The sequence below is a fragment of the Streptomyces sp. NPDC107581 genome (genome assembly GCF_055657175.1).
In genome coordinates, this window is the sequence record NZ_JBVKBH010000004.1 from 192,046 (window position 1) to 216,060 (window position 24,015).

The following is a 24,015-nucleotide window of genomic DNA, read 5'->3' on the forward strand; positions in this document are numbered from 1 at the left end:
CGGAGAACGGAGGCCGCGGATGTCCCGGGACGCCCGCTGGAAGGCGCTGCTCGAACTGCTCGTCGAGCGCGGCCGGCTGGAGGTCGAGGAGGCCGCGGCCGAACTGGAGGTGTCGGCGGCGACGATCCGCCGGGACTTCGACCAGCTCGCCGAGCAGCAGATGCTGGTGCGCACCCGGGGCGGAGCGGTCGTGCACGGGGTGTCGTACGAGCTGCCGCTGCGCTACAAGACCGCCCGCCGCGCCTCCGAGAAGCAGCGGATCGCCACAGCGGTGGCCGGTCTCGTGGCGCCGGGCGAGGCGGTGGGGCTGACCGGCGGCACGACCACCACGGAGGTGGCCCGCGCCCTGGCCGTCCGTGGCGACCTGAGTACCGGCTCACCCGCGCTGACCATCGTCACCAATGCGCTCAACATCGCCAACGAGCTGGCGGTGCGGCCCCAGTTCAAGATCGTGGTGACCGGCGGGGTCGCGCGCCCGCAGTCGTACGAGCTGATCGGGCCGCTCGCGGACGGAGTGCTCAGCCAGATCACGCTCGATGTGGCCGTCCTCGGCGTGGTCGCCTTCGACGTCACGCACGGCGCGGCGGCGCACGACGAGGCGGAGGCCGCGATCAACCGGCTGCTGTGCGAGCGCGCCGAGCGGGTCGTCGTGGCCGCGGACTCCAGCAAGCTGGGCCAGCGGGCGTTCGCCCGCATCTGCGCCGCGGAGCTGGTGGACACGCTCGTCACGGACACGGCGGTGGGACAGGACACCGTGCGCCGCTTCGAGGAGGCGGGCATCCGGGTCCTCGCGGTGTGAGGTCAGAAGCCGCTGCGGTCGGCCTTCACGAAGCCCGCCCCGCGCTGGTCGTTGCAGCCGGTCACCTCCCGGCCGACCGGGTCGGGCCAGGCATGCTGGGCCTGGAGCGCCACGCTCACCAGGGTCAGCAGCAGGTCGACGTCGCTCGCGGCGTCGAGGCGGAGGGTGACCCAGGGCGAGCCGGGGACGATCCGGATCACGCCCGAGCTCTCCAGATCCTTGGCGAACCGCCGGATGGCCCGGTCGGTCAGCCGTAGATCGACATCCCGGTCCGAGTGGAAGTGGGCGATCTCGCCCCGGGCCGAACTCACGGCCTGCCCCAGACCACAGCTCGGTACCACCTGTGTCAGGTCCGGCCAGGTCGACAGTTGCGCCAGCGCGCGCAGGGCCAACGTCATGGGCCCATCATGGCCCGATCACCCGCCGGCAACCAGCTCGTGAGCAAGCATTAACCGACCTGTTTCCTGGACCGGTCCTGACGCCTCCCGGCGCACGCGCACCCCGAACAGGCTTGAAACGACAGGTCGTTGGCCCCTGCAGGCCCGGCGAACACAGAAAGTCTCCGACTCCCAAAGGGGCATAAAGGGCGCATTGCACCTATCGAATTCCGTATGACAAACACCCTCACGCGTGACAAACCAGAGCGCCTGTTCCCATGCGTTCCCGAAGGGCTCACACGGGCCGGTCACCGGGGTCCGGGTGGATCCGGGACAGCCACTCCCGCGCCGGCTCTGCGTCGTCGCCGTACGCGTCGCGCCAGTTCCACCATTCATACGGCGCGGTCCGGGGATACCCCTCGGGCGAGTCCTCCCAGATCTCCTGGCGCCCGAGCGCGGTCATGTCGAGACAGCTCCAGGTGCTCCCCATCGCCTCGTCACCGCGGGAGTCGATGAGGTAGGTGCGGAACACCTTCCGGCCGTCGCGGATGAACGCGTTCGTACCATGCCACTCGTCCACGCCGAAGTCGGTGTCGGAGTCGGAGTCGGAGTCGCCGGTGATCGTGCACCAGGGCATCGTCCAGCCCATCCGCGCCTTCACCCGCCCGCACGCGCGCCCACCCACGCCCCCGCCGGCCGGCCACCCAGCCACCCAGCCACCCAGCCACCCAGCCACCCAGCCACCCAGCCACCCAGCCACCCAGCCGGGAGGATCGCGGCCGGCACCTGTACGGGTACACATCCTTCTCACCGCATTTCGGCCCGTTCGAGCTGCATCTCCGCGCACCGCCGCCGCGTCGCGCGCCCCCAGCCCTCCCTTGCCCGGATCCGGCAGCCCACCTAGCCTGAGTTTGTGCCGCTAATAAACAAATCCCGATCGCACAAGGTCGTGCCGGGTGCCGGACTCACCCGTCTCCGGTTCGCGATCACCGTCTTCTTCGCCCTGGACGGGTTCATCTTCGCGGGCTGGGTCGTACGCATCCCCGACATCAAGCAGCAGACCCACGCCTCCGCGAGCGGGCTCGGGCTCGCGCTGCTCGGGGTCTCCGCCGGAGCCGTCGTCACCATGACCCTCACCGGACGCCTCTGCAGCCGGTACGGCAACCATCCGGTCACCGTGGTCTGCGCGGCCCTGCTCTCCCTCAGCGTCGCCCTGCCGCCGCTCACCCACTCCGCTGCCGCCCTCGGCGCCGTACTCACCCTCTTCGGCGCCGCTTACGGCGGGCTCAACGTGGCTTTCAACAGCGCCGCCGTCGACCTGGTCGCCGCACTGCGCAGGCCGGTCATGCCCAGCTTCCACGCGGCCTTCAGCCTGGGCGGGATGACCGGCGCGGGCCTCGGCGGGCTGGTGGCCGGGTTCCTCTCCCCCACACGCCACCTGCTCGGCATCACACTGACCGGACTCGTGGTGACCGCCGTCGCCGGGCGTTGCCTGCTGCGGCACGAGGCTCCGGCCGCACCGGCCCGGCACCGGCCCGAGCCGGGGAGCGGCGCACGACGGGCGGGCGGACGGACTCGCGGGCTGGTCGTCGTCTTCGGGCTGATCGCGCTGTGCACCGCCTACGGCGAGGGGGCCATGGCCGACTGGGGCGCCCTCCATCTCCGGCAGGACCTGGCGGCCTCCTCGGGTACGGCCGCCGCCGGGTACGCATGTTTCGCGCTCGCGATGACCGTCGGCCGCATGAGCGGGACGGCGCTGCTGGAGCGCCTCGGGCGCACCCGCACCGTGATGGCCGGCGGCACCACCGCGGCGGCCGGCATGCTGGTCGGCTCGCTCGCGCCCTCCGTGTGGGCGGCACTGATCGGCTTCGCGGTCACCGGAGTCGGGCTGGCCAACCTCTTCCCGGTCGCGGTGGAGCGGGCCGGCGCACTGGCGGGTCCGTCCGGTGTCGCCGTCGCCTCCACCCTGGGCTACGGCGGCATGCTGCTCGGACCGCCCGCGATCGGCTTCATGGCCGACTGGCTGTCCCTGTCCACCGCCCTCACCAGCGTCGCCGCGCTGGCCGCCGTCGCCGCACTCATCGGCCTGACCACAGGGCGGGTGATGAGTGTCTGACGTAGTGCCAGAATCGGTGGCCGACCTCGCACAGGGCACAAGGGTGCCCCTCACCAGGGCGGCCCAGTCCGTGCCGACCGGCGCTGTCGGCGCCCACCGGTCCGCATGCGCCGCGCGCCGAGCCGTCGCAGTCTTGAGACATGACCCATCGGTGTGCGACGAAAGGTGACCGATGAAGTTCGCAGTCATCGGCGGTACCGGCCTGATCGGATCACAGGTCGTGAAGAAGCTGAACGCGGCCGGACACGAGGCCGTGCCGCACTCCATGTCCACAGGTGTCGACGTGATCAGCGGCCAGGGGGTGGAGGAAGCGGTGGCCGGTGTCGACACGATCGTCAATCTGACGAATTCCCCGACCTTCGACGACGCGTCCACGGCGTTCTTCCAGACGTCGATGGACAACCTCCTCGCCGCCGGCCACAAGGGCGGCGCCGGGCACGCCGTCATCCTCTCGATCGTCGGCACGGACCGGGTGCCCGACCTCGTCTACTACCGGGCCAAAGCCCTCCAGGAGGACATCCTCAAGGCCGGACCGATCCCGTACTCGATCGTGCGCGCCACCCAGTTCATGGAGTTCATGGACGCGGTCCTGTCGTGGACCACCGAGGGCGACACCGTCCGCCTGCCCACGACCCCGATCCAGCCGATCGCCGCCCGGGACGTCTCCGACGCCGTCGCCGAGGTCGCCGCCGGTACCCCCTTGAACGGCACCCTCGACGTCGGCGGGCCCGACGTCTTCCCCCTGGACGAACTCGGCCGGATCACCCTGGACATCCGTCCCGACGGCCGCACGGTCGTCACCGACGACACGGCCGGCATGTTCGCCGTCGTCGACGGCGACGTCCTCACCACCAAGGGCGACGCCCGCATCGCCCCCACCCACTACACCGACTGGCTCTCCTGAGGCCACTGCGGCGACGCGGACATCACATGCCGTGGACCGCGCTCCATACGGCACACTCAGCCCCATGGAGACTGCCGAATTCCTTCAGACCCTGGACCGGGAGGGCCGTTTGCTCGCCGCGGCCGCCGCGGAGGCCGGGGCCGACGCCAAGGTGCCGGCCTGCCCGCAGTGGCAGGTCGGGGACCTGCTGCGGCACACGGGCGCGGTGCACCGGTGGGCCGCCGGCCTGGTCGCCGAGGCGCGCACCGCCCCTCACCCGCTCGACGACGCCCCGGAGCTGGACGGAGCCGAGCCGGTGGCCTGGTACCGGGAGAGCCACCGCCTGCTGGTCGACACGCTGGCCGCCGCACCCGCCGACGTGGGGTGCTGGACCTTCCATCCGGCGCCCTGCCCCTCCCCGCTGGGGTTCTGGACCAGGCGCCAGGCGCACGAGACCACCGTCCACCGTTACGACGCCGAGGCCGCGCGGGGCGGGACGCCCTCCCGGATCGCCCCGGACTTCGCGGCGGACGGCATCGACGAACTGCTGCGCGGGTTCCACGCCCGCTCCAGGAGCCGGGTCCGCACGGAGCGGCCGCGGGTGCTGCGGGTGCGCGCGGTGGACGGGGGTACGGACGCGGTGTGGACCGTACGGCTGTCGGCTGAGCCGCCCGTGGCCTCGCGGGACGGGTCGGGCGAGGCCGACGCGGAACTGGCGGGCCCGGCGGACCGGTTGTACCTGGCGCTGTGGAACCGGGTGCCGGTCCCGACCGTGACGGGTGACCGGTCCCTCGCGGCACTGTGGCAGGAGAAGTCGGGGATCTGACGGACGGATCGTCAGTCGGTCTCGGCCAGCATCCGCGCCAGCACCGCGCGCTGCACCGGCTGCACCTCGCCGTGCAGCGCGCGCCCCTTCACCGTGAGCGCCACACGCACACCCCGGCGGTCCTCGGGACACATGGCCCGCTCTACGAGGCCGTCCTTCTCCAGGCGGCCGATGAGCCGGGACAGCGCACTCTGGCTGAGATGGACCCGCTCCGAGATCTCCTGGACACGGTAGGCGCAGCCGCCGTCCGTCACCGCGCCCTCGGCAAGCAGGTCGAGCACTTCGAAGTCGCTGGCGCACAGGCCGTGTCCGTGCAGGACCCGGTCCAGCTCGCACTGGGTGCGGGCATGCAGGGCCAGGATGTCCCGCCACTGCTCCACGAGCGCCTGCTCGGCCTTGTTCGCCGCCATGAGCGCACCGTAGCAGAGAAACCGAATTGTTGCATCGTAATTAATTGCACTTGCATTCGATGCATGCGCATGTAGTGTCGTCGCCATGCCCTCTCCGCTCACCACCCCTGCGGCACCGTCCCCGACGGTTCGCTGGACTCCCCGGTTGTGGGGCACCCTCCTGGTGCTGTGCGCCGCGATGTTCCTGGACGCACTCGACGTGTCGATGGTCGGCGTCGCGCTGCCGTCCATCGGTTCCGATCTCCATCTGTCCACGTCGACGCTGCAATGGATCGTCAGCGGCTACATCCTGGGATACGGCGGCCTGCTCCTGCTCGGCGGCCGCACCGCGGACCTGCTCGGCCGGCGTCAGGTGTTCCTGGTGGCCCTCGGCGTCTTCGCGCTCGCCTCACTGCTCGGCGGGCTCGTGGACTCGGGTCCGCTGCTGATCGCCAGCCGCTTCATCAAGGGCCTGAGCGCGGCCTTCACCGCCCCCGCGGGCCTGTCCATCATCACCACCACGTTCCCGGAGGGCCCGCTGCGCAACCGCGCGCTCTCCATCTACACCACCTGCGCCGCCACCGGATTCTCGATGGGCCTGGTTCTCTCCGGGCTGCTCACCGAGGCCAGTTGGCGCCTGACCATGCTGCTGCCCGCGCCCATCGCGCTCATCGCACTCGCCGCCGGCCTCAAGCTGCTGCCGCGCAGTGCCCGCGAGAAGAACCACGGCGGCTACGACATCCCCGGCGCCGTCCTCGGGACCGCATCGATGCTGCTGCTGGTCTTCACCGTCGTCCAGGCGCCCGAGGCCGGCTGGGCCTCGGCCCGCACCCTGCTCTCCTTCCTGGCCGTCGCCGTCCTGCTGACCGCCTTCGTGCAGGTCGAGCGGCGCTCGCCGAGTCCGCTGATCCGGCTCGGAGTGCTGCGCTCGGGCAGCCAGGTCCGCGCCCAGCTCGGCGCCGTGGCCTTCTTCGGCTCGTACGTCGGCTTCCAGTTCCTGACGACCCTGTACATGCAGTCCCTGCTCGGCTGGTCGGCGCTGCACACGGCGCTCGCCTTCCTGCCGGCCGGCGCGCTGGTGGCGGTGTCGTCCACCAAGGTCGGTGCGATCGTCGACCGGTTCGGCACCCCGCGGCTGATCGCGGCCGGCTTCGCGCTGATGGCCGTCGGGTACGCATTGTTCCTGCGCGTCGACCTCGACCCGGTGTACGCGGCCGTCGTCCTGCCCTCGATGCTGCTGATCGGCGCGGCCTGCGCCCTGGTCTTCCCCTCGCTCAACATCCAGGCCACCAACGGGGTCGAGGACCACGAGCAGGGCATGGTCTCCGGGCTGCTGAACACGTCGGTGCAGGTGGGAGGGGCGATCTTCCTGGCCGTCGTGACGGCCGTGGTCACCGCGGGCGCTCCGGCGCACGCCACTGCGCAGGCCGTCCTGGACAGTTACCGGCCGGGCTTCCTGGTGGTCATGGGCATCGCCCTGGCCGGCCTGCTGATCACCCTCACCGGACTGCGCGGCCGGGGCCCTCGGCCCTCCGTCGTGGTCGCCAGGTCCACCGTGAAGGAGGCGGAAGCGGAGCGCGTGGCGGTCCGCGACTGAGAAGGGGGAACGCCTCCACGGTTGCGCCCGGCGGGTGTTGGATTGCCCCGCCGGGCGCACTCCTGTGAGACTGACGCCATGCATGCCTACGGGGGACGGCGCACGAAGGCCGAACAGGACGCGGCCACGGTGGAGACCGGCTACGCACTGGCCAGCGCGGCCTTCGCGGCGGCCGTCCTGTTCGGGGCGGTGGCCGGTCCGGCACTGCTCTTCCCGCTGCCGCAGCTGCTGTCGACGGCACTGCTGGGGCTCGGCCTCGCCCTGGCGCCGGTGGTCTTCGTGGCCCGGGTCGTGAGCGTGCTGGTGCGTTTCCGGCGGACGGGTCAGCCGAGCCAGCCCGGTCGTACCAACCCCGACTCGTAGGCCAGGACGACGAGTTGAGCGCGGTCCCGGGCGCCCAGCTTCACCATCGTGCGGCTCACATGGGTCTTGGCCGTGAGCGGGCTGACCACCAGCCGGCGGGCGATCTCCTCGTTGGACAGGCCGATGCCGACCAGCGCCATCACCTCCCGTTCCCGCTCGGTGAGCCGGCCGAGGGCGTCGGCGGCCGCCGGCTCCTTGGAGCGGGCCGCGAACTCGGCGATCAGCCGGCGGGTGACGCCCGGGGACAGCAGGGCGTCACCCTCGACCACCGCCCGCACGGCGCGTACGAGTTCGGCCGGTTCGGTGTCCTTCACCAGGAACCCGGAGGCGCCCGAACGGATCGCCTCGAAGACGTACTCGTCGACTTCGAAGGTGGTCAGCATCACCACCTTCACGCCCTTCAGTTCCGGGTCCCCGGTGATGCGCCGGGTCGCGGCCAGTCCGTCCAGCAGGGGCATGCGGATGTCCATCAGGACGACGTCGGGCCGCAGTTCGCGCACCCGGCGCAGGGCCTCCTCGCCGTCCGCCGCCTCCCCGGCCACCTCGATGTCCGGCTGGGCGTCGAGCAGCGCCTTGAAACCGGCCCGCACGAGCGACTGGTCGTCGGCGAGCAGCACCCGGATCACTGGTCCTCCCTGGTCTGCAAGGGCAGTACGGCGAGCACCCGGAAGCCGCCGTCGGGGCGCGGGCCCGCCTCGATGGTGCCACCCAGCGCGGCCGCCCGTTCCCGCATGCCTGCCAGTCCGTTGCCGCTGCCGCCGGCGTCCGCTCCGGTCGCGGGCCCGTCGTCGTCGATCCGCACCCGCAGTGCGGTGCCGTCGTGGTCGAACCGCACGCGCGCGTGCCGCGATCCGGAGTGCCGCACGACGTTGGTCAGGGCCTCCTGCACGATGCGGAAGGCCGCCAGGTCGGCACCGGGCGACAGATGCGGGGGCGTGCCCTCGACGTCGACGCTCAGGCCGGCGGCGTCCGCCTGTCCGACCAGTTCCGGCAGCCGGTCCAGACCGGGTGCGGGCGCGCGTGGGGCGGCCCCCGGCGCGCGCAGGGTGTCGAGGACCTGGCGTACCTCGCCGAGGGCCTCCTTGCTGGCGGCCTTGATGGTGGTGAGCGCCGCGCGCGCCTGCTCGGGGTCGCTGTCCAGCAGCGCGAGGCCCGCGCCCGCCTGCACGTTGATGACGGAGATGCTGTGCGCGAGCACGTCGTGCAGCTCACGGGCGATCCGCAGCCGCTCCTCGTCCGCACGCCGCTGGGCGGCCTGAGCCCGGTCCGCGCGCTCCCGCGCCCACTGCTCGCGCCGTGTCCGGGCCAGTTCACAGACCGCGACGATGGCCAGCACCCAGGTGGCGACGACGATCTCCTGACCCACGGTCGCCGCCGTGTCGCCCTGGGGCGGAAGGCGGCGGTAGAGCCACAGCGCGACCAGGACGTGCCCCGCCCACAGCAGACCGAGAGCCGCCCAGGCGGCCCGCCGGTGCCCGGAGACGACGGCGCTGAAGCAGCCGACCGCGACGGCCAGGAGGACGGGTCCGTAGGGGTAGCCCGCGCCCAGGTAGACCAGGGCCGCGATCGCCGTGCCGAAGGCGACGGCCACCGGGTGGCGGTGCCGCCACAGCAGCAGGAGCGAGGCCACGAGCAGCAGCACGCGCGCGTACCCGTCGAGGTGTTCGCGGTGGGGCTGCGCGTGCGCGGCGAAGTTCGAGCCGACGAGCACGAACGCGGTGAGGACCACGGTGGAGCGCCAGGGCAGGCGGTCGGGGTGCCGCTCCGGGTCCGCGGAGCGGTTCCACCACGGGGGCCCGTACCGCCACCAGTGCGCGGGACCGCGCTCGCGCTGAGCTTCCATGCCCGCCACGCTAGACGCCCACGGGCCACGGGGGCGTCAGCCGGGCGAGGTGATCACGGATACTCCCCGGGGAGTACGCGGGCCCGTGCGCTCAGCGCCCGTGCGCCAGTCCCTCCACCTCGGCGGTGAAGAACAGCTCCGGGTCGAAGCCCATGCCCGTGAAGTGACCGGCGAGTTCCAGCGAGAGGAGTCCGTGCAGCCGGGTCCAGAAGGTCAGGGCCCGGCGCAGCGCGGACGGCGGGGCGGGGTGGTCGCCGGCCCATCGGCGGTGGTCGGCGAGGTGGGCCTCGAGTGCGTCGGGCGAGGCGGAGCCGGGCTCCTGGGCCGCACAGACGTCGAGCAGGGCGGCCATGATCTCCTGGGCGATCGCGGTGATGTCGTCCGGCGCCCGGTAGCCGGGCACCGGGGTGCCGTAGACGAGGAAGTAGCGCTGGGGATCCTCCAGCGCCCAGCCGCGCAGCGCCCGGGCCAGTGCGGGCAGGTCCGCGCCGGTGCCGGCCGCGGCACGGAAGGTGTCCGCCAGGCTGCGGTAGGCGTCCCGTACCAGCTCGGTGATCAGGTCGTCCCGGCCGCCGAAGTACCGGTAGAGCGCCGGTCCGCTCATGCCCAGTTCCTTGGCGATGGCGTTGAGGGACAGCCCCGACGCACCCGCGGTGGCGATCTGCCCCCAGGCCTTCGCCTTGATCTCCGCCCGCACCTGACTGCGGTACCGCTCCCGGGGACTCGCTGCGCCTGCCGTCATCGTCCTCACGCTCCTCGCCATCGGAGTTTCAAGCTATCACCACCAAGAGAGGGCGTAACAGAACTCCTCGCGAGAGCTTGACACCAAAGGCAATCACCATCATTTTAGTTATAGCTTCTAACGCAAGCGAAGTGCTCTATCCACCCGGTGCACCAGCACCTCTCTCCGACCTGGAGGTCGTCATGGAAAGCAAGGAACTCGTCGAGGTCGTCCTGCCGGGCACGGTCGAGCCGGAGGAGCTGCAGCTGCGGCACCGGGAGATCCCGCAGCCGGGCGCCGGACAGATCGTGGTACGGATGGAGGCCACCGGGGTGTCCTTCGCCGAGCAGCAGATGCGCCGGGGCCGCTACTACGACCAGCCGCCGTTCCCGTTCGTGCCGGGCTACGACCTGGTCGGAACGGTCCTCACGGCCGGCGCGGGCGTCGCTCCCGAACTCGTCGGCAGGCGAGTGGCGGCGCTGGTCAAGGTCGGCGGCTGGGCCAGCCATGTGGTGCTCTGCGCGGCCGATGCGGTGGAGGTGCCGGCCGGGATAGGCGCCGCCGAGGCGGAGACTCTGGTGGTCAACGGGATCACCGCCTGGCAGATGCTGCACCGCACGGCGCGAGTGCGCAGCGGCGGGACGATCCTGGTGCACGGCGCCAACGGCGGCGTGGGCACGGTTCTGGTCCAGCTCGCGCGTGCGGCGGGCCTGAAGGTGATCGGCACGGCGTCCGCGCGTCACCACGAGGCCCTGCGCGACCTGGGCGCCATCCCCGTCGACTACCGCACCGAGAACGTCCCGGCCCGGGTCCGGGAACTCACCCCCGGCGGGGTCGACGCCGTCTTCGACCACCTCGGCGGGCGCAGTGTCACCGACTCCTGGCACCTGCTCGCCCCCGGCGGGACCCTCGTCTCCTACGGCAGCGCCACCACCCGGGACGACTCGGGCTCCAAACAGTGGCCCGTCCTGAAGATCCTCGGCCGGGTGTGGTGGTGGAACGCGCTGCCCAACGGCCGGCACGCGTACTTCTTCAACGTCTGGGCGGGACGCGCCCTGAACAAGGACCGCTTCCGGACCCGGCTGCGCACCGACCTCACCCAGGTCTTCCATGCCCTGGAGCGCGGCGAGGTCACCGCGCGGATCGCCGCCCGGCTGCCGCTCAGCGAGGTCGCGCAGGCGATGCGGCTGGCCGAGTCCGGCACGGTGGCCGGGAAGGTCGTCCTGGTTCCCGAGGCGTAGGTGCGGCCGGGAGCGGTGCCCGGCCCCCGGGCGTCAGGGGCGGGTGAGCCCCACGCCCTGGGCGAGCCGGGCGGCCGCATGCCGGAAGAACGTCTCCCGGTCCTCCACGACCCGGTGGAACTGCCCGAAGAGCTCGAAACCGACCAGCCCGAACAGCTGGGCCCAGGCCGCCACCAGCGCCACCGCCGCCTCGGGAGGCAGGTCGGGCGCGAACTCCGCGACCATGCGCTCGCCCTCGGGCCGCAGTTCGGCGGGGAGGGGCGGGCCGGCGAGGCCGGGGCCCCGATGGGCGTCGCGGACGATGCCGATGAGGAGCAGGCCGACGCGGGAGGCCGCCCGCACGGTGGTCTGGGGGGCGGAGTAGCCGGGCACCGGCGAGCCGTAGATCAGCGCGTACTCGTGCGGATGGGCGAGCGCCCAGCCCCGCACCGCCTCGCACACGGCCGTCCAGCGCGGCACGAAGCCCGCGTCGGCCGCTTCACCGTCGACCGCTTCAGCGTCGGCCACCTCGGCATGGGCCGCCTCCGCCGCCTCACCGAGCGAGTCGTAGGCATCGATGATCAGCGCGGTCAGCAGGTCGTCGCGGCTGGGGAAGTACCGGTAGAGCGCGGAGGAGACCATGCCCAGTTCACGGGCGACGGCCCGCAGGGACAGCTTGGCGGCACCCTCCGCGGCGAGCTGTCTGCGGGCCTCGTCCTTGATGGCGGCGGTGACTTCGATCCTGGCCCGCGCGCGGGCACCCTGTGCGGTCCTCATGCCAGCAGTGTGCCACGCGGGCAGAGCGGTGCACACAAACGAGAGCGGCGCCTAAATAAGAGAGCAGTGCTCTTGCCATGGAGCACCCGTCTCCCCCACACTGAAGTCGAACGAGAGCACTGCTCTCCCGAACAGTGGGGGTCACCATGTCGTCGTCTTCGCCGTACTACGTCAAGAGCAGCCCGATGACCGTGCGCGTGAACGGGATCGTCGGCTGGCTCAGCAGGCATGGCATCAGCTTCGCGGGCAGCGCCGAGCTGTCCGTGCGCGGCCGCACGAGCGGCAGGATGCAGCGCGTGCCGGTCAACCCGCACACGTGCGGGGGCGAGCAGTACCTCGTCTCGGCGCGCGGCCACTCCCAGTGGGTGCGCAACATGCGGGCCGCGCGCGCCGGGGAGCTGCGGGTGGGCAGGAAGCTGCGTGTGTTCACCGCGGTGGAGCTTCCCGACGGGGAGAAGCTCCCGATCCTGCGGACCTATCTGGAGCGGTGGGGCGGACAGGTCAAGCCGTACTTCGCCGGCGTCACGGCCGACTCCTCCGACGAGGAGATCCTCGCGATCGCCCCCGACCACCCGGTCTTCCGGATCACCGTCACGAACTGACGGCGTCCTCCGCCGGTGCGGCCGGCCCCCGGTCCATCGCGGCCAGGGCACGCTGGGCGATCGGGCGGGAGCGGATCAGCTCGCCCAGGGACGTCGAGCCCTGCGTGATGTCCTTGAACGCCCGCCAGGCGGGACGGAAGCCGGTCAGGGCCGCGTGGAAGATGCCGGGCCGGCGCTCGAACAAGGCCAGCATGCGCTTGCCGACACTCATCTCGACGCCGAGCCCCGCCTTGATCGCGAACGCGTAGTTCAGTGCCTGGCGCCGGGCGTCGACGGCGTCGTGCGCCTCGGCGATCCGGACCGCCCACTCGCCCGCCAGCCGGCCCGAGCGCAGCGCGAAGGAGATGCCCTCACGGGTCCACGGCTCCAGCAGCCCGGCCGCGTCCCCGCAGACCAGCACGCGGCCGCGGGACAGCGGCGAGTCGTCGGCGCGGCATCGGGTCAGATGCCCGGAGGAGATGGCCGGTTCGAACCCGGCCAGGCCCAGCCGGGCGATGAAGTCCTCCAAGTAGCGCTTGGTGGCCGCACCTTCGCCACGCGCCGAGATGACACCGACCGTCAGCGTGTCGCCCTTCGGGAAGACCCAGCCGTAACTGCCCGGCATGGGGCCCCAGTCGATCAGGACCCGGCCCTTCCAGTCCTCGGCGACCGTGTCCGGGACCGGGATCTCCGCCTCCAGGCCGAGGTCGACCTGGTCCAGCTTCACCCCGACGTGCGCCCCTATCCGGCTCGCGCTCCCGTCGGCGCCGACGACCGCGCGGGCCAGCACCGTCTCCCCGCCCTGCAGAACCACGGCGACCGTGCGCCGGTCCGGGACCGCGGAGCCGTGCTGCTCGACCCGCTGCACCGCGACGCCCGTACGCAGCTCGGCGCCTGCCTTCTGCGCGTGCTCGACCAGCTGCTGGTCGAACTCGGGCCGGTTGATGAGCCCGAACAGCATCTGGCGGGAACGGCGGGTGCGGGTGAAGCGCCCGTTGTTCGAGAAGGTGATCGCGTGCACACGGTCCCGGAAGGGCAGTTCGAAGCCGGGCGGCAGCGCATCGCGCGAGGGGCCGATGATGCCGCCGCCGCAGGTCTTGTAGCGGGGCAGCTCGGATTTCTCCAGCAGCAGCACGCGCCGCCCCGCGACCGCCGCCGCGTAGGCCGCCGATGCCCCTGCGGGTCCCGCGCCCACCACGACGACGTCCCACACCCGCTGCACGTCGTCCGCCGAAGAGTTCTCGCCGCTCACGATGGTCTACTGCTCCGATCAAGCCGTTGCCGCACCTGTCCCCCGCATCCTACGGCGGCCGTCGCCGCAGGCAGCTGTGGGAGGATCGGTCTATCTCAGCAGTTCAACGTCGCACCTACGAGGAGCGTGCCCATGCCGTCGAATCCGGTCGCCGAGACCGTCGCCTCCCTCATGCCCCGGGCGAAGGCGGAGCTGACCGAACTGGTCGCCTTCAAGTCGGTGGCGGACTTCGCGCAGTTCCCCAAGAGCGAGAGCGAGGGTGCCGCGCGCTGGGTCGCCGACGCGCTGCGCACCGAGGGGTTCCAGGACGTGGCCGTGCTGGACACCCCGGACGGCACGCAGTCGGTGTACGGCCTGCTGCCGGGTCCCGAGGGTGCGAAAACGGTTCTCCTCTACGCGCACTACGACGTGCAGCCGCCCCTCGACGAGGCCGGCTGGGCCACCCCGCCGTTCGAGCTGACCGAGCGGGACGGCCGGTGGTACGGCCGCGGCACCGCCGACTGCAAGGGCGGCCTGATCATGCACCTGCTCGCGCTGCGCGCGCTGAAGGCGAACGGCGGCGTCCCCGTCCACGTCAAGGTCATCGTCGAGGGCTCCGAGGAGCAGGGCACCGGCGGCCTGGAGCGGTACGCCGAGCAGCACCCGGAGCTGCTGAAGGCCGACACCATCGTCATCGGCGACGCGGGCAACTTCCGCGTGGGCCTGCCGACCGTGACCACCACGCTGCGCGGCATGACGCTGGTCCGGATCCAGATGGACACCCTCGCCGGCAACCTGCACTCGGGCCAGTTCGGCGGCGCCGCCCCGGACGCACTGGCCGCGCTGATCCGCGTCCTGGACTCGCTGCGTGCCGAGGACGGCTCGACCACGGTCGACGGCCTCGACGCCACCGCGCGGTGGGACGGTCTGGAGTACACCGAGGAGCAGTTCCGCAAGGACGCCAGGGTGCTGGACGGGGTCGAGCTGATCGGTGACGGCTCGGTGGCCGACCGCATCTGGGCCCGCCCGGCGGTGACGGTCCTCGGCATCGACTGCCCGCCGGTGCTGGGCGCGACCCCGTCGGTGCAGTCGAGCGCCCGCGCCCTGGTCAGCCTGCGCGTGCCGCCGGGCGTGGACGCGGCCGAGGCGAGCAAGCTGCTCCAGGCCCATGTCGAGGCGCGCACCCCGTGGGGCGCCCGGGTGCGGACCGAGCAGATCGGCCAGGGCCAGGCCTTCCGTGCCGACACCTCCAGCCCGGCCTACCAGGCGATGGCCGACGCGATGACCGTCGCCTACCCGGGCGAGAGCATGCAGTACGCCGGCCAGGGCGGCTCCATCCCGCTGTGCAACACCCTCGCCGGTCTCTACCCGCAGGCGGAGATCCTGCTGATCGGCCTGAGCGAGCCGGAGGCGCAGATCCACGCGGTCAACGAGAGCGTGTCTCCCGAGGAGCTGGAGCGGCTCTCGGTCGCCGAGGCGCTGTTCCTGCGCAACTACGCGGCGGGCTGAACCCTTCTGCCACGGCAGAGGGCCCTCGCCCGCGCTCAGGTTGATGTGCTCGGCTTCGGCGGCGGTGCGCGGGTGGTCCACGTCCCCGGGCACACCGACGGCAGCATCGCCCTGTTCCTCCCCGACGAGGGGGTGCTGTTCACGGGCGGCACGGTGACGGCCTCACCGGCCGACGGGGCGGTGTGGCCGGGCGTGTTCAACCTCGACCGGCGGCAACTCCTCGGTTCTCTCCACCGGTTGGCGTCCCTCGACGCGGACATGGCGTGTTTCGGGCACGGCGGCCCGGTGACGTGCAGGGCTTCGGCGGCACTGCGGAAGGCGGCGGACAGCCGTCCTCGCGCCGGCTGACCAGGGCGCCCCTCCGCAAGCCGCGACGCCGAGAGCACCCTTCACTACAATTTCAGTGACCATGTCCGCCATTGCGCACACCTGAGAGATTATGCGATGGATGGTATCGCCGACATGGGGGGAACACGGGGGTGGGGTCGCGTTCGTCCGCCGAGGCGCGATGAGCCCGTCTTCGAGGAGCCCTGGCAGGGCAAGGCCTTCGCGCTTGCGATTCTCTCCAGCCGCGTCGCGTGCGGCGGCGTCAACACGGACGCCTTCCGGCACGCGCTGGAGCGCCTGGACCGGGCCGCCTATCTGGACGACGGCTACTACGGGCGCTGGGTCAACGCCGGAGAGCTTCTGCTCACCGACAGCGCCGTCCTGGCGCCGGGAGCGGTCGACGCCCGCGCCCGCAACCTGCGCGGTGAGCACATCGGGGAACCGCCGTACCCGCAGCCCGCCCTGCCCGATTACACACCTGCCGCGGAGGGCTCACTGCGCACCGTGGACGCCCCGCCGGCCTTCGCCGTCGGCCAGCGCGTGCGCGCCAAGGACATGTCGCCCCCCGGGCACACGCGGCTTCCCGGGTATGTGCGGGGCCATGCGGGTGTCGTCCAGCTCATCCAGCCCGCCGCGGTGCTGCCGGACACCAACGCGCACTTCCTGGGCGAGAACCCGCAGCACGTCTACTCGGTGCGGTTCGACTCGCACGAGCTGTGGGGCGCCGACGCCGAACCCTTCGCGCTCACAGCGGAGTTGTACGAGTGCTACCTGGAGACGACCTCATGACCACCACCGGCGGAAGGGGCGAGAGGATTCCCCCGGCCCTGCGCACCGAGGCGCTCGAGCAACTGCTCACCGAACGGGGCCTGATCGACCTGAAGGTGATGGACGGCATCATCACCACCTACGAGACCAGCCTGGGCCCGCTCAACGGGGCCAAGGTCGTCGCCAGGGCGTGGACCGACCCGGAGTACCGGCGGCGGCTGCTCCAGGACGGCACCGCCGCCATCAAGGAGCTGGGCTTCTCGGGGCAGCAGGGCGAGCACATCGTCGTCGTGGAGAACACCGCGACCGTCCACAACGTAGTGGTCTGCACGCTGTGCTCGTGCTACCCGTGGCCGGTGCTCGGCCTGCCGCCGAGCTGGTACAAGGACCCCGCCTACCGTGCGCGGATCGTCAGGGAACCGCGTACGGTGCTGGCCGAGATGGGGCTCGAACTCCCCGAGGACGTGCGGATCGTCGTCCGCGACTCCACCAGCGAGGTGCGCTGGCTGGTGCTGCCCGAGCGTCCGGCCGGCACCGGGCAGCTGTCCGAGGAGGAGCTCGTGGCGCTGGTGACGAGGGACGCGATGGTGGGCGTGGCGAAGGTGCGGGCCCCATGAGCGCGCCGCTGGAGATCGAGGGGCCGGCCGCGCCGCCCCGTTCCAACGGCGAGCTGGTGTTCGCCGAGCCGTGGGAGAGCCGTGCCTTCGGCATGGCCGTCAGTCTTTACGAGGCGGGCACGTTCACCTGGCCGCAGTTCCAGGCAGCGCTGGTCGCCCGGATCGCCGGGTGGGAGAGCGCGCCGGCCCGGGAGGAGCCCTACGACTACTACCGGCTCTGGCTGGGTGCTCTGGAGGACGTGCTCGTCGGCCTGGGCACGGTGTCCGTGGAGGAGGTCGCCGCACGCGCCGAGACGCTGGCGCAGCGGCCCGCGGGCCACGACCACCGTCACGATCACGACCGTCCACCCGCGCACTGATCCGCGGCGCCGTCGACGGCCCCGACCCGGCCCCGGTACCCTCGCGCGCCGGGAACGGTGCGGTTCCCCGCCGGCCCCACGGAAACGGTGTGCTCCCCACCGGCTCACGGAATCGACGCGGCCCCCGCCGGCCCCACGTAAACGGTGCGGTTCCCGGCCGGACCCGCGGACGCGGCGGGGAACCGCGGGGCCGTCAGGCGGCCTGGCCGGCGACCGGGACGCCGGCTTCCAGATAGAGGGCGGCCCCCCGCTCGCGGGCCCGCAGCGCCCAGCGCAGCCGTTCGTAGCGGACCGGTGGCAGCATCGCGGCCGCCTCCTGCTCGGTGGCGAAACGCCAGCCACGCAGCTCCGGCCCCGGCAGCACCACCCGGGACGCCTCGGCGGAGTCCAGCCGGCCGCCGTCGAAGAGCAGGCGCAGTCCGCCGTAGCCGGGCGGCGCGGGCCGCTCCCAGTCCACGACGAGCAGCCGCGGCACCTCCCGCAGCCGTATGCCGGTCTCCTCGGCGACCTCGCGCATACCGGCGCGGGCGGGAGCCTCACCCCGCTCGACCACACCGCCCGGGAACTCCCAGCCGGGCTTGTAGGTGGGGTCGACGAGCAGCACCCGGTCGTCCTCGTCGAAGAGCAGTACCCCGGCCGCCAGGGTCTCGGCGGTGGGCTCGGGCGTCTGCACGATGGCGCAGAGCGCCACGGAGCCGCTGCCGACGGCGTCGGCGATGCGGACGGCGCTCTGGCGCGGGGTCAGGGCGCTGGTGTCGACCGGGTGGGCGTCGGCGGCGAGCCAGGAGGCGAGGGCGGCCCGGTAGGGCTCGATGTGGTCGAGGGACCACTGCCGTACCCGTATCTCCCCGTCGGGCAGGTCCGGCGGTATCTCCCGTTCGGCGATCCGCTCGCGCAGTATCGTTTCGGCCGGGGCGAGGAGCAGATGTCGTACGGGTATCCGGCGGGCGGCAAGACCGCCGAAGATCTCGTCGCGGTACTCCTGGCGCAGCAGGGTCATGGGGACCACCAGGGTCCCGCCCAGCTCGGCGAGCATCGCGGCGGCCGTGTCGATCACGAGCCGGCGCCAGATCGGCAGGTCCTGGAGGTCGCCGACCTCGGCGAGGCGCTTGGGCGGCAGCAGGTGCGTGAGTGCTCCGCCGATGACCTCGGGGTCGAAGAGCGTGCTGTGCGGGATCAGCTCGATCAGTTCCCGTGCGGTGGTGGTCTTCCCCGCACCGAACGCGCCGTTGATCCAGACGACGGTCACGGACTCCCCCTCTTCTGTTGGCCCCCTGTGGCTTGCCCGCTCCACCCTGCCACGGAAACCACATTCGGTTGAGGGTGCGCACACGAGAGCGCCGGTGCCCCCTGGGGCGGGGCACCGGCGCTCGGCGCCACGGGCTACTCCTGCCCGGACGCCCTCTCGTGCAGGGCCGGGGTGTCCTGACCGCCCTGGTGGTCGACGGCGTCGAGCCTGCCGGCGGCGTTGAGGTCACGGGGCTGGGCGTGGTCCGCGGGGTGCGGCGGGGTGACGGCGGCCACCACGAATCCGGTGGCGAGGGTCGCGAGGGCGAGCATGCTGCGCTTCTTCATGCCGTGTTGAACTGCCCAGCCCTCCAGGAGTCACGCGGACCACGGCGATCGGGCCGTTCGGGCGGGCGGTTCCCGGGTGCGGGCGGCCGACGGTTCCCGGGGCCGCGCGACCGGCCGGGGCGAAACCCCGTGGTCGCGGTGATCACGGCGGCGGTATCGTCCGTCTCCCGGTCCGCGGACAGCCGGCGGACCACGGACAGGAGAACGGCGGCCATGACCAGCACCCGCCCGACGACGACCCTCTGGCGCCCCACCGGCCCCGTGGAGCTGGACCTCGTCCGGGAGCTGGACTTCAGGGCATGGCCGCCACGGCTGCCCGAGCAGCCGATCTTCTACCCGGTCCTCAACGAGGACTACGCGATCAGGATCGCCCGGGACTGGAACGTCAAGCACGACGGCGCCGGCTTCGTGACGCGTTTCGAGGTCGACACGGAGTTCCTCGGCCGCTATCCCGTCCGGCAGGCGGGCGGGGAGACGATCCTCGAACTGTGGGTTCCCGCCGAGGAGCTGGACGAGTTCAACACCCGGATCGTCGGCCGGATCGAGGTTGTGCACGTGTTCCGCTGAGACCGCGGGAGGCCGGGTGAATCAACATAATCGAACACCCAGCCTCTTTGACACCCGCAAGGTCCGGCGCCGCCAAGGGGTGTGACGGCACGTCGAACAATGCAGACGCACCTCTTCCAACAGAGTCCGACACGTCCTACCGTAAACGCGCACCGATGACGCGTACATGCCGTCATCCCACCTTTCGCGAGTCGGAGGAACGTCAACGATGCGTCACCCTCACACCCGCACAACCCGCACAACCCGCCGAAGAATGGTCGGAGCGCTCACCGCGGGGCTGCTGTGCATGGCGGGCCTCGCGGTCCCCGCCGTCGCCGCCCCCGCCCAGGCCCCCGTCGCCGCCCCGTCCCTGGCCGACGGCCTCGCCCTCACCCCGCCCATGGGCTTCAACAACTGGAACTCCACACACTGCGGGGCCGACTTCAACGAGGCCATGGTCAAGGGGATCGCGGACCTCTTCGTGAACAAGGGCCTCAAGGACGCCGGCTACCAGTACGTGAACCTCGACGACTGCTGGGCCCTGCCGAACCGGGACGCGAACGGCAAGCTGGTGCCGGATCCCGCCCGCTTCCCGAACGGCATCAAGGCGGTCGCCGACTATGTGCACGCCAAGGGCCTCAAGCTCGGCATCTACACCAGCGCCGGCATCAAGACCTGCAACAGCGCCGGCTTCCCGGGCGCGCTCGGCCACGAGTACAGCGACGCACAGCAGTTCGCCGACTGGGGTGTGGACTACGTCAAGTACGACAACTGCAACAACCTCGGCGTCGACGCCGAGCTGCGCTACCGGACCATGCGGGACGCGCTGAAGGCGACCGGCCGGCCCATCGTCTACAGCATCTGCGAATGGGGCGAGAACAAGCCCTGGCAATGGGCGGCGGACGACGGCCACCTGTGGCGGACCACCGGTGACATCAGCGACAGCTGGGGCTCGATGGTGTCGATCCTCAAGCAGAACCTCCCGCTCGCCCCCTACGCGGGCCCCGGCCACTGGAACGACCCCGACATGCTGGAGGTCGGCAACGGCGGGATGACGGACACCGAGTACCGCTCGCACTTCTCCCTCTGGTCGGTCATGGCCGCGCCGCTGCTCATCGGCACCGACCTGCGCAAGGCCTCCCCGGCGACCTTCGACATCCTGGACAACAAGGAGGTCATCGCCGTCGACCAGGACCCGCTGGGCAAGCAGGGCACCGTCGTGTCCGCCGCGGACGGGCGCTGGGTGCTCGCCAAGGAGATGAAGGACGGCAGTCGCGCGCTCGCCCTGTTCAACGAGTCCGGCTCCCCCCGGCGCATCGCCACCACCGCCGGTGCCGTCGGCCTGCCCGACGCCCCCGCCTACACCCTGCGCGACCTGTGGCAGCACCGCAGCTACAACACCGCGGGCACCATCGCCGCGACCGTCCCGGCCCACGGCACGGTCCTGCTGCGCGTCTCGGCCGGCCCGGACTGGGCCACCCGACCGCCCGCCGTGGAACTCGGCCTGGACGGGAGCCCGCTGGTGGAGTCCGGCACCCCGGCCACGCTGACCAGCACCGTCACCGACCTGGGCCGGACGCCCGCACGCCGGGTGTCCGTGTCGCTGACCGGTCCGGCCGGATGGACCCTGCGGCCCGCTTCGGCAACCACGGCCGCGGCCCTCCCCACGGGCGGCACCCTGCGCACCCGCTGGACGGTGACCGCCCCGTCCGGGACACCGACGGGGTCGTACGACCTCTCGCTCAGGGCGAGTTACCGCTCGCCCACCGGAGAAGGGGTCACCGCCACCCTGCCGCTGACCGCGTCCGTCGTGCTGCCGCCGCCCGGCGGGACGTCGTACCTCAGCGATCTGCCGTGGCTGTCGGCGACCGGCGGCTGGGGACCCGTCGAGCGCGACACCAGCAACGGGGAGAGCGCCGCGGGCGACGGCCACCCGATCAGCCTGGGCGGCGTGGTGTACGCCAAGGGGCTCGGCGTCCATGCGGACAGCGAGGTCTCCTTCTACGCCGGCAAGGCCTGTGAGAAGGTCACGGCCGATGTCGGCGTCGACGACGAGAAGGGCACCAAGGGCACCGTCGCCTTCGAGATCTGGGCGGACGGCACCAAGGCCGCATCGACCGGTGTGCTGACCAACGATCAGCCCGCCCAGCCGCTCACCGCCGACGTCAGCGGCGCCCAGGTGGTCCGCCTCGTCGTCACCGACGGCGGCGACGGCATCGACTCGGACCACGCGGACTGGGCGGACGCCCGGCTCAGTTGCTGAAACGATTCTGAGAGGTTCGGGCGCCCGCGTGCGCCCGCCGGCAGGCACGGGTGACGCACATGGAGGGTGTGCGCGTCGCTCAGACCCCCGCGGCGGTCGCGTCCGGCCTCCGGGCCAGCGCGGCCGCGGCGGCGCCGACCAGGCCCGCGTCCGTGCCCATCTGCGCGGGCGTGACCGTCAGCCGCTGCACGAAGGACAGCGTCGCGTAGTCGGCGAGCGCCTTGCGCAGGGGCGTGAGGAGGATGTCGCCTGCCTTGCCGACGCCCCCGCCGATCACCGCGATGTCGATCTCCACCAGGGTCGCGGTGGCCGCGATCCCCGCGGCCAGGGCCTGCGCCGCCCGCTCGAAGGAGGCCACGGCGACCGGATCGCCCTCCCTGGCCGCGGCGGCCACCGCGGCGGCGGAGGTGTCACCGTCGGGACCCGGCCGCCATCCCTGCTCCAGGGCGCGGCGGGCGATGTTGGGGCCGCTGGCGATGCGCTCGACACAGCCGCGGGAGCCGCACGGGCACGGGTCGCCGTCGAGGTCCACGCTGATGTGCCCGATGTGCCCGGCGTTCCCGGTCGGGCCGGGGTGCAGCTGCCCGTTGAGGACCAGGCCGCCGCCGACACCGGTCGAGACCACCATGCACAGCGCGTTGTCGTGGCCGCGGGCGGCGCCCTGCCAGTGCTCGGCCGCCGTGATCGCCACGCCGTCGCCGATCAGCTCGACCGGCAGGCCGCCGGTGGCCGCGCGCACCCGCTCGACCAGCGGGAAGTCCCGCCAGCCCGGAACGTTCACGGGGCTGACGGTGCCCGCCGAGGCGTCCACCGGGCCCGCGCTGCCGATACCTATCGAGCCGGCGCGTCCCCACAGGGGCGAGCCCGCGAGGTCGCCGAGCACCCCCTCGACGGCCCGCATGACCGTTTCACCGTCGTGCTGCGCGGGCGTCGCGCGCTGGGCGCGCGCCTGGATCCGTCCGTGGCCGTCCACCAGCGCGCCGGCGATCTTGGTGCCGCCGATGTCCAGGGCCGCCACGAGGTCGGTGTGCATCAGTGTCAGATCTCCCCGTTGAACCTTGAGAACAAGAAAAAAGCAGGCCGGTCGAGCGGTGGGGGCGCAGGCCGGAGACAGCGCTGGACAGTCTCTCGCGCATCTGACAACGTTGTCCAGGCTCTATGCTCGACGCCACATCCTCATATGGATCCATGCACCGACGCACCCCCCGTGGAAAAGTCGGACGACAGGACAGGACAGCGCATCGTGCCCGAGACCACCCGCCGCGCAGACCGCCTCGCCGGGACCCGCTACGGCAACCGTCCCACGATGAAGGACGTGGCCGCGCGCGCCGGTGTCGGTCTCAAGACGGTCTCCCGAGTGGTCAACGGCGAACCCGGTGTCACCCCGGACACCGAGCGCCGCGTCCAGGAGGCCATCGACGCGCTCGGCTTCCGCCGCAACGACAGTGCGCGCGTCCTGCGCAAGGGCCGCACCGCCAGCATCGGCCTGGTCCTGGAGGACCTCGCCGACCCCTTCTACGGCCCGCTGAGCCGCGCGGTCGAGGAAGTGGCCCGCGCCCACGGCGCCTTGCTGATCAACGGCTCCAGCGCCGAGGACCCGGAGCGGGAGCAGGAGCTGGCGCTGGCGCTGTGCGCACGGCGGGTGGACGGTCTCGTGGTGATCCCGGCCGGGGACGACCACCGCTATCTGGAGCCGGAGATCAGGGCGGGCGTGGCGACCGTGTTCGTGGACCGCCCGGCCGGACGGATCGACGCCGACGTCGTCCTGTCCGACAACTACGGCGGCGCCCGCGACGGCGTCGCCCATCTGATCGCGCACGGCCACCGCCGCATCGGCTTCATCGGCGACATGCCCCGCATCCACACCGCGGCCGAGCGGCTGCGCGGCTACCGGGCCGCCATGGAGGACGCGGGGATACCCGTCGAGGAGCAGTGGATGTCCCTCGGCCAGACGGATCCGGTGCGGGTGCGCCGGGCCGCCGAGGAGATGCTCGCGGGCCCCTCCCCCGTCACCGCGATCTTCACGGGCAACAACCGGGTGACGGTCACCGTGATCCGCGTCCTGGCCGAGCAGTCCCGCCCGGTCGCCCTCGTCGGCTTCGACGACATCGAGCTGGCCGATCTGCTCCGGCCGGGTGTCACGGTCGTCGCCCAGGACGCGGCCGCCCTCGGCCGGACCGCCGCCGAGCGCCTCTTCCGCCAGCTCGACGGCAGCCTCGTCGCACCGGAGCGCATCGAGCTGCCGACCCGCCTGATCACCCGCGGCTCCGGCGAACTGCCGCCCGCCGGCTGAGCCTTCATGGCCGGCCGCGCCCCGGACGAACCGGG

The 24,015-nt window shown here is 72.2% G+C and carries 26 protein-coding genes and 1 pseudogene; 16 read left to right on the forward strand and 11 right to left on the reverse strand.

All coding sequences use genetic code 11. From position 1 onward, the window contains the following. The first annotated feature begins 19 nt into the window (after positions 1 to 19). Entirely contained in the window at positions 20 to 799 is a 780-nt protein-coding gene (locus ACZ7P3_RS10840) for a DeoR/GlpR family DNA-binding transcription regulator (protein ID WP_472080567.1), read from the forward strand. A gap of 2 nt (positions 800 to 801) precedes the next feature. Here the strand turns inward: ACZ7P3_RS10840 and ACZ7P3_RS10845 are convergent, their stop codons facing one another. After that, positions 802 to 1,197, reverse strand: coding sequence for a luciferase domain-containing protein (locus tag ACZ7P3_RS10845; RefSeq protein ID WP_472080568.1), 396 nt, complete (start codon positions 1,195 to 1,197; stop codon positions 802 to 804). A 274-nt stretch (positions 1,198 to 1,471) separates the two neighbouring features. Next, positions 1,472 to 1,978, reverse strand: a complete 507-nt coding sequence (locus ACZ7P3_RS10850; RefSeq protein ID WP_472080569.1) for a DUF899 family protein — start codon at positions 1,976 to 1,978, stop codon at positions 1,472 to 1,474. Between the two features lie 147 nt (positions 1,979 to 2,125). On the opposite strand from ACZ7P3_RS10850, the gene ACZ7P3_RS10855 reads away from it, so the two are divergent. The 3 genes from ACZ7P3_RS10855 (at position 2,126) to ACZ7P3_RS10865 (ending at position 5,001) form a co-directional block, all read left to right on the forward strand. Beyond that, on the forward strand, positions 2,126 to 3,292 hold the full coding sequence (locus tag ACZ7P3_RS10855) for an MFS transporter (protein ID WP_472080570.1): 1,167 nt from the start codon (positions 2,126 to 2,128) through the stop codon (positions 3,290 to 3,292). A gap of 172 nt (positions 3,293 to 3,464) precedes the next feature. Beyond that, positions 3,465 to 4,196: an SDR family oxidoreductase gene (locus ACZ7P3_RS10860; RefSeq protein ID WP_472080571.1), complete on the forward strand. Its 732-nt coding sequence runs from the start codon at positions 3,465 to 3,467 to the stop codon at positions 4,194 to 4,196. Between the two features lie 64 nt (positions 4,197 to 4,260). Next, positions 4,261 to 5,001 carry a maleylpyruvate isomerase family mycothiol-dependent enzyme gene (locus ACZ7P3_RS10865; protein WP_472080572.1) on the forward strand — a complete coding sequence of 247 codons (741 nt, stop codon included), beginning with the start codon at positions 4,261 to 4,263 and terminating at the stop codon, positions 4,999 to 5,001. An 11-nt stretch (positions 5,002 to 5,012) separates the two neighbouring features. Here the strand turns inward: ACZ7P3_RS10865 and ACZ7P3_RS10870 are convergent, their stop codons facing one another. Continuing rightward, entirely contained in the window at positions 5,013 to 5,411 is a 399-nt protein-coding gene (locus ACZ7P3_RS10870; RefSeq protein WP_472080573.1) for a MarR family winged helix-turn-helix transcriptional regulator, read from the reverse strand. A gap of 85 nt (positions 5,412 to 5,496) precedes the next feature. On the opposite strand from ACZ7P3_RS10870, the gene ACZ7P3_RS10875 reads away from it, so the two are divergent. Together ACZ7P3_RS10875 and ACZ7P3_RS10880 are read left to right on the forward strand one after the other, a co-directional pair. Then, positions 5,497 to 6,987 carry an MFS transporter gene (locus tag ACZ7P3_RS10875; RefSeq protein ID WP_472080574.1) on the forward strand — a complete coding sequence of 497 codons (1,491 nt, stop codon included), beginning with the start codon at positions 5,497 to 5,499 and terminating at the stop codon, positions 6,985 to 6,987. 78 nt (positions 6,988 to 7,065) lie between these two features. After that, positions 7,066 to 7,350: a DUF6332 family protein gene (locus ACZ7P3_RS10880; protein WP_472080575.1), complete on the forward strand. Its 285-nt coding sequence runs from the start codon at positions 7,066 to 7,068 to the stop codon at positions 7,348 to 7,350. Here ACZ7P3_RS10880 and ACZ7P3_RS10885 read toward each other — a convergent pair. The 3 genes from ACZ7P3_RS10885 to ACZ7P3_RS10895 all read right to left on the reverse strand — a co-directional run bounded on the left by ACZ7P3_RS10885 (position 7,311) and on the right by ACZ7P3_RS10895 (position 9,935). After that, positions 7,311 to 7,976: a response regulator transcription factor gene (locus ACZ7P3_RS10885; RefSeq protein WP_472080576.1), complete on the reverse strand. Its 666-nt coding sequence runs from the start codon at positions 7,974 to 7,976 to the stop codon at positions 7,311 to 7,313. The two genes, ACZ7P3_RS10880 and ACZ7P3_RS10885, sit on opposite strands and share 40 nt — an antisense overlap. Further along, positions 7,973 to 9,193, reverse strand: a complete 1,221-nt coding sequence (locus tag ACZ7P3_RS10890; protein WP_472080577.1) for a sensor histidine kinase — start codon at positions 9,191 to 9,193, stop codon at positions 7,973 to 7,975. The genes ACZ7P3_RS10885 and ACZ7P3_RS10890 overlap by 4 nt, the downstream gene beginning before the upstream one ends. Before the next feature lie 91 nt (positions 9,194 to 9,284). Continuing rightward, positions 9,285 to 9,935, reverse strand: coding sequence for a TetR/AcrR family transcriptional regulator (locus ACZ7P3_RS10895; protein ID WP_472080578.1), 651 nt, complete (start codon positions 9,933 to 9,935; stop codon positions 9,285 to 9,287). 182 nt (positions 9,936 to 10,117) lie between these two features. Between ACZ7P3_RS10895 and ACZ7P3_RS10900 the strand changes: the two genes are divergently transcribed. Continuing rightward, entirely contained in the window at positions 10,118 to 11,155 is a 1,038-nt protein-coding gene (locus ACZ7P3_RS10900; protein WP_472080579.1) for a medium chain dehydrogenase/reductase family protein, read from the forward strand. A 33-nt stretch (positions 11,156 to 11,188) separates the two neighbouring features. Here the strand turns inward: ACZ7P3_RS10900 and ACZ7P3_RS10905 are convergent, their stop codons facing one another. Continuing rightward, positions 11,189 to 11,911: a TetR/AcrR family transcriptional regulator gene (locus ACZ7P3_RS10905; RefSeq protein WP_472080580.1), complete on the reverse strand. Its 723-nt coding sequence runs from the start codon at positions 11,909 to 11,911 to the stop codon at positions 11,189 to 11,191. 146 nt (positions 11,912 to 12,057) lie between these two features. Here ACZ7P3_RS10905 and ACZ7P3_RS10910 point away from each other — a divergent pair, with 146 nt between their 5' ends. Beyond that, positions 12,058 to 12,513: a nitroreductase/quinone reductase family protein gene (locus tag ACZ7P3_RS10910; protein WP_472080581.1), complete on the forward strand. Its 456-nt coding sequence runs from the start codon at positions 12,058 to 12,060 to the stop codon at positions 12,511 to 12,513. Here the strand turns inward: ACZ7P3_RS10910 and ACZ7P3_RS10915 are convergent. Continuing rightward, positions 12,503 to 13,744 carry a geranylgeranyl reductase family protein gene (locus tag ACZ7P3_RS10915; RefSeq protein ID WP_472080582.1) on the reverse strand — a complete coding sequence of 414 codons (1,242 nt, stop codon included), beginning with the start codon at positions 13,742 to 13,744 and terminating at the stop codon, positions 12,503 to 12,505. The two genes, ACZ7P3_RS10910 and ACZ7P3_RS10915, sit on opposite strands and share 11 nt — an antisense overlap. Before the next feature lie 132 nt (positions 13,745 to 13,876). Between ACZ7P3_RS10915 and ACZ7P3_RS10920 the strand changes: the two genes are divergently transcribed. The 5 genes and pseudogenes from ACZ7P3_RS10920 to ACZ7P3_RS10940 all read left to right on the forward strand — a co-directional run bounded on the left by ACZ7P3_RS10920 (position 13,877) and on the right by ACZ7P3_RS10940 (position 17,303). Then, positions 13,877 to 15,232, forward strand: a complete 1,356-nt coding sequence (locus tag ACZ7P3_RS10920) for a M20/M25/M40 family metallo-hydrolase (protein WP_472080583.1) — start codon at positions 13,877 to 13,879, stop codon at positions 15,230 to 15,232. Positions 15,233 to 15,274: 42 nt separating this feature from the next. Further along, positions 15,275 to 15,580 (forward strand): annotated as a pseudogene (locus tag ACZ7P3_RS10925) (MBL fold metallo-hydrolase); the annotation flags it as partial. 96 nt (positions 15,581 to 15,676) lie between these two features. After that, on the forward strand, positions 15,677 to 16,348 hold the full coding sequence (nthB, locus tag ACZ7P3_RS10930) for a nitrile hydratase subunit beta (RefSeq protein WP_472080584.1): 672 nt from the start codon (positions 15,677 to 15,679) through the stop codon (positions 16,346 to 16,348). Next, positions 16,345 to 16,944 carry a nitrile hydratase subunit alpha gene (gene nthA / locus ACZ7P3_RS10935; RefSeq protein WP_472080585.1) on the forward strand — a complete coding sequence of 200 codons (600 nt, stop codon included), beginning with the start codon at positions 16,345 to 16,347 and terminating at the stop codon, positions 16,942 to 16,944. The genes nthB and nthA overlap by 4 nt, the downstream gene beginning before the upstream one ends. Then, positions 16,941 to 17,303, forward strand: a complete 363-nt coding sequence (locus ACZ7P3_RS10940) for a nitrile hydratase accessory protein (RefSeq protein ID WP_472080586.1) — start codon at positions 16,941 to 16,943, stop codon at positions 17,301 to 17,303. Before nthA ends, ACZ7P3_RS10940 begins: the two co-directional genes overlap by 4 nt. A 193-nt stretch (positions 17,304 to 17,496) precedes the next feature. Here ACZ7P3_RS10940 and ACZ7P3_RS10945 read toward each other — a convergent pair whose 3' ends face one another. Both ACZ7P3_RS10945 and ACZ7P3_RS10950 read right to left on the reverse strand, forming a co-directional pair. Next, positions 17,497 to 18,552: an NUDIX hydrolase gene (locus tag ACZ7P3_RS10945; protein ID WP_472080587.1), complete on the reverse strand. Its 1,056-nt coding sequence runs from the start codon at positions 18,550 to 18,552 to the stop codon at positions 17,497 to 17,499. A gap of 134 nt (positions 18,553 to 18,686) precedes the next feature. Beyond that, positions 18,687 to 18,878: a hypothetical protein gene (locus tag ACZ7P3_RS10950; RefSeq protein WP_472080588.1), complete on the reverse strand. Its 192-nt coding sequence runs from the start codon at positions 18,876 to 18,878 to the stop codon at positions 18,687 to 18,689. Between the two features lie 213 nt (positions 18,879 to 19,091). Here ACZ7P3_RS10950 and ACZ7P3_RS10955 point away from each other — a divergent pair, with 213 nt between their 5' ends. Next, positions 19,092 to 19,445: a hypothetical protein gene (locus ACZ7P3_RS10955; RefSeq protein ID WP_472080589.1), complete on the forward strand. Its 354-nt coding sequence runs from the start codon at positions 19,092 to 19,094 to the stop codon at positions 19,443 to 19,445. Between the two features lie 253 nt (positions 19,446 to 19,698). Continuing rightward, positions 19,699 to 21,687 (forward strand): NPCBM/NEW2 domain-containing protein, encoded by a 1,989-nt coding sequence (locus ACZ7P3_RS10960; RefSeq protein ID WP_472080590.1) that lies wholly within the window; start codon positions 19,699 to 19,701, stop codon positions 21,685 to 21,687. Between the two features lie 79 nt (positions 21,688 to 21,766). Here the strand turns inward: ACZ7P3_RS10960 and ACZ7P3_RS10965 are convergent, their stop codons facing one another. Next, positions 21,767 to 22,720 carry an ROK family protein gene (locus tag ACZ7P3_RS10965; protein ID WP_472080591.1) on the reverse strand — a complete coding sequence of 318 codons (954 nt, stop codon included), beginning with the start codon at positions 22,718 to 22,720 and terminating at the stop codon, positions 21,767 to 21,769. A 210-nt stretch (positions 22,721 to 22,930) separates the two neighbouring features. Between ACZ7P3_RS10965 and ACZ7P3_RS10970 the strand changes: the two genes are divergently transcribed. Then, a complete protein-coding gene (locus ACZ7P3_RS10970) occupies positions 22,931 to 23,980 on the forward strand; it encodes a LacI family DNA-binding transcriptional regulator (RefSeq protein ID WP_472080592.1) in 1,050 nt (349 codons plus the stop codon). Positions 23,981 to 24,015 lie beyond the last annotated feature (35 nt).

What these genes read in the sequence shown, in the direction of transcription:
- ACZ7P3_RS10840 (WP_472080567.1), top strand. Translation starts at nt 20, where the DNA reads ATGTCCCGGGACGCCCGCTGGAAGGCGCTGCTCGAACTGCTCGTCGAG.
- ACZ7P3_RS10845 (WP_472080568.1), bottom strand. Translation starts at nt 1,197, where the DNA reads ATGACGTTGGCCCTGCGCGCGCTGGCGCAACTGTCGACCTGGCCGGAC.
- ACZ7P3_RS10850 (WP_472080569.1), bottom strand. Translation starts at nt 1,978, where the DNA reads ATGTGTACCCGTACAGGTGCCGGCCGCGATCCTCCCGGCTGGGTGGCT.
- ACZ7P3_RS10860 (WP_472080571.1), top strand. Translation starts at nt 3,465, where the DNA reads ATGAAGTTCGCAGTCATCGGCGGTACCGGCCTGATCGGATCACAGGTC.
- ACZ7P3_RS10865 (WP_472080572.1), top strand. Translation starts at nt 4,261, where the DNA reads ATGGAGACTGCCGAATTCCTTCAGACCCTGGACCGGGAGGGCCGTTTG.
- ACZ7P3_RS10870 (WP_472080573.1), bottom strand. Translation starts at nt 5,411, where the DNA reads ATGGCGGCGAACAAGGCCGAGCAGGCGCTCGTGGAGCAGTGGCGGGAC.
- ACZ7P3_RS10875 (WP_472080574.1), top strand. Translation starts at nt 5,497, where the DNA reads ATGCCCTCTCCGCTCACCACCCCTGCGGCACCGTCCCCGACGGTTCGC.
- ACZ7P3_RS10880 (WP_472080575.1), top strand. Translation starts at nt 7,066, where the DNA reads ATGCATGCCTACGGGGGACGGCGCACGAAGGCCGAACAGGACGCGGCC.
- ACZ7P3_RS10890 (WP_472080577.1), bottom strand. Translation starts at nt 9,193, where the DNA reads ATGGAAGCTCAGCGCGAGCGCGGTCCCGCGCACTGGTGGCGGTACGGG.
- ACZ7P3_RS10895 (WP_472080578.1), bottom strand. Translation starts at nt 9,935, where the DNA reads ATGACGGCAGGCGCAGCGAGTCCCCGGGAGCGGTACCGCAGTCAGGTG.
- ACZ7P3_RS10900 (WP_472080579.1), top strand. Translation starts at nt 10,118, where the DNA reads ATGGAAAGCAAGGAACTCGTCGAGGTCGTCCTGCCGGGCACGGTCGAG.
- ACZ7P3_RS10905 (WP_472080580.1), bottom strand. Translation starts at nt 11,911, where the DNA reads ATGAGGACCGCACAGGGTGCCCGCGCGCGGGCCAGGATCGAAGTCACC.
- ACZ7P3_RS10910 (WP_472080581.1), top strand. Translation starts at nt 12,058, where the DNA reads ATGTCGTCGTCTTCGCCGTACTACGTCAAGAGCAGCCCGATGACCGTG.
- ACZ7P3_RS10920 (WP_472080583.1), top strand. Translation starts at nt 13,877, where the DNA reads ATGCCGTCGAATCCGGTCGCCGAGACCGTCGCCTCCCTCATGCCCCGG.
- nthB (WP_472080584.1), top strand. Translation starts at nt 15,677, where the DNA reads ATGGATGGTATCGCCGACATGGGGGGAACACGGGGGTGGGGTCGCGTT.
- nthA (WP_472080585.1), top strand. Translation starts at nt 16,345, where the DNA reads ATGACCACCACCGGCGGAAGGGGCGAGAGGATTCCCCCGGCCCTGCGC.
- ACZ7P3_RS10940 (WP_472080586.1), top strand. Translation starts at nt 16,941, where the DNA reads ATGAGCGCGCCGCTGGAGATCGAGGGGCCGGCCGCGCCGCCCCGTTCC.
- ACZ7P3_RS10950 (WP_472080588.1), bottom strand. Translation starts at nt 18,878, where the DNA reads ATGAAGAAGCGCAGCATGCTCGCCCTCGCGACCCTCGCCACCGGATTC.
- ACZ7P3_RS10955 (WP_472080589.1), top strand. Translation starts at nt 19,092, where the DNA reads ATGACCAGCACCCGCCCGACGACGACCCTCTGGCGCCCCACCGGCCCC.
- ACZ7P3_RS10960 (WP_472080590.1), top strand. Translation starts at nt 19,699, where the DNA reads ATGGTCGGAGCGCTCACCGCGGGGCTGCTGTGCATGGCGGGCCTCGCG.
- ACZ7P3_RS10965 (WP_472080591.1), bottom strand. Translation starts at nt 22,720, where the DNA reads ATGCACACCGACCTCGTGGCGGCCCTGGACATCGGCGGCACCAAGATC.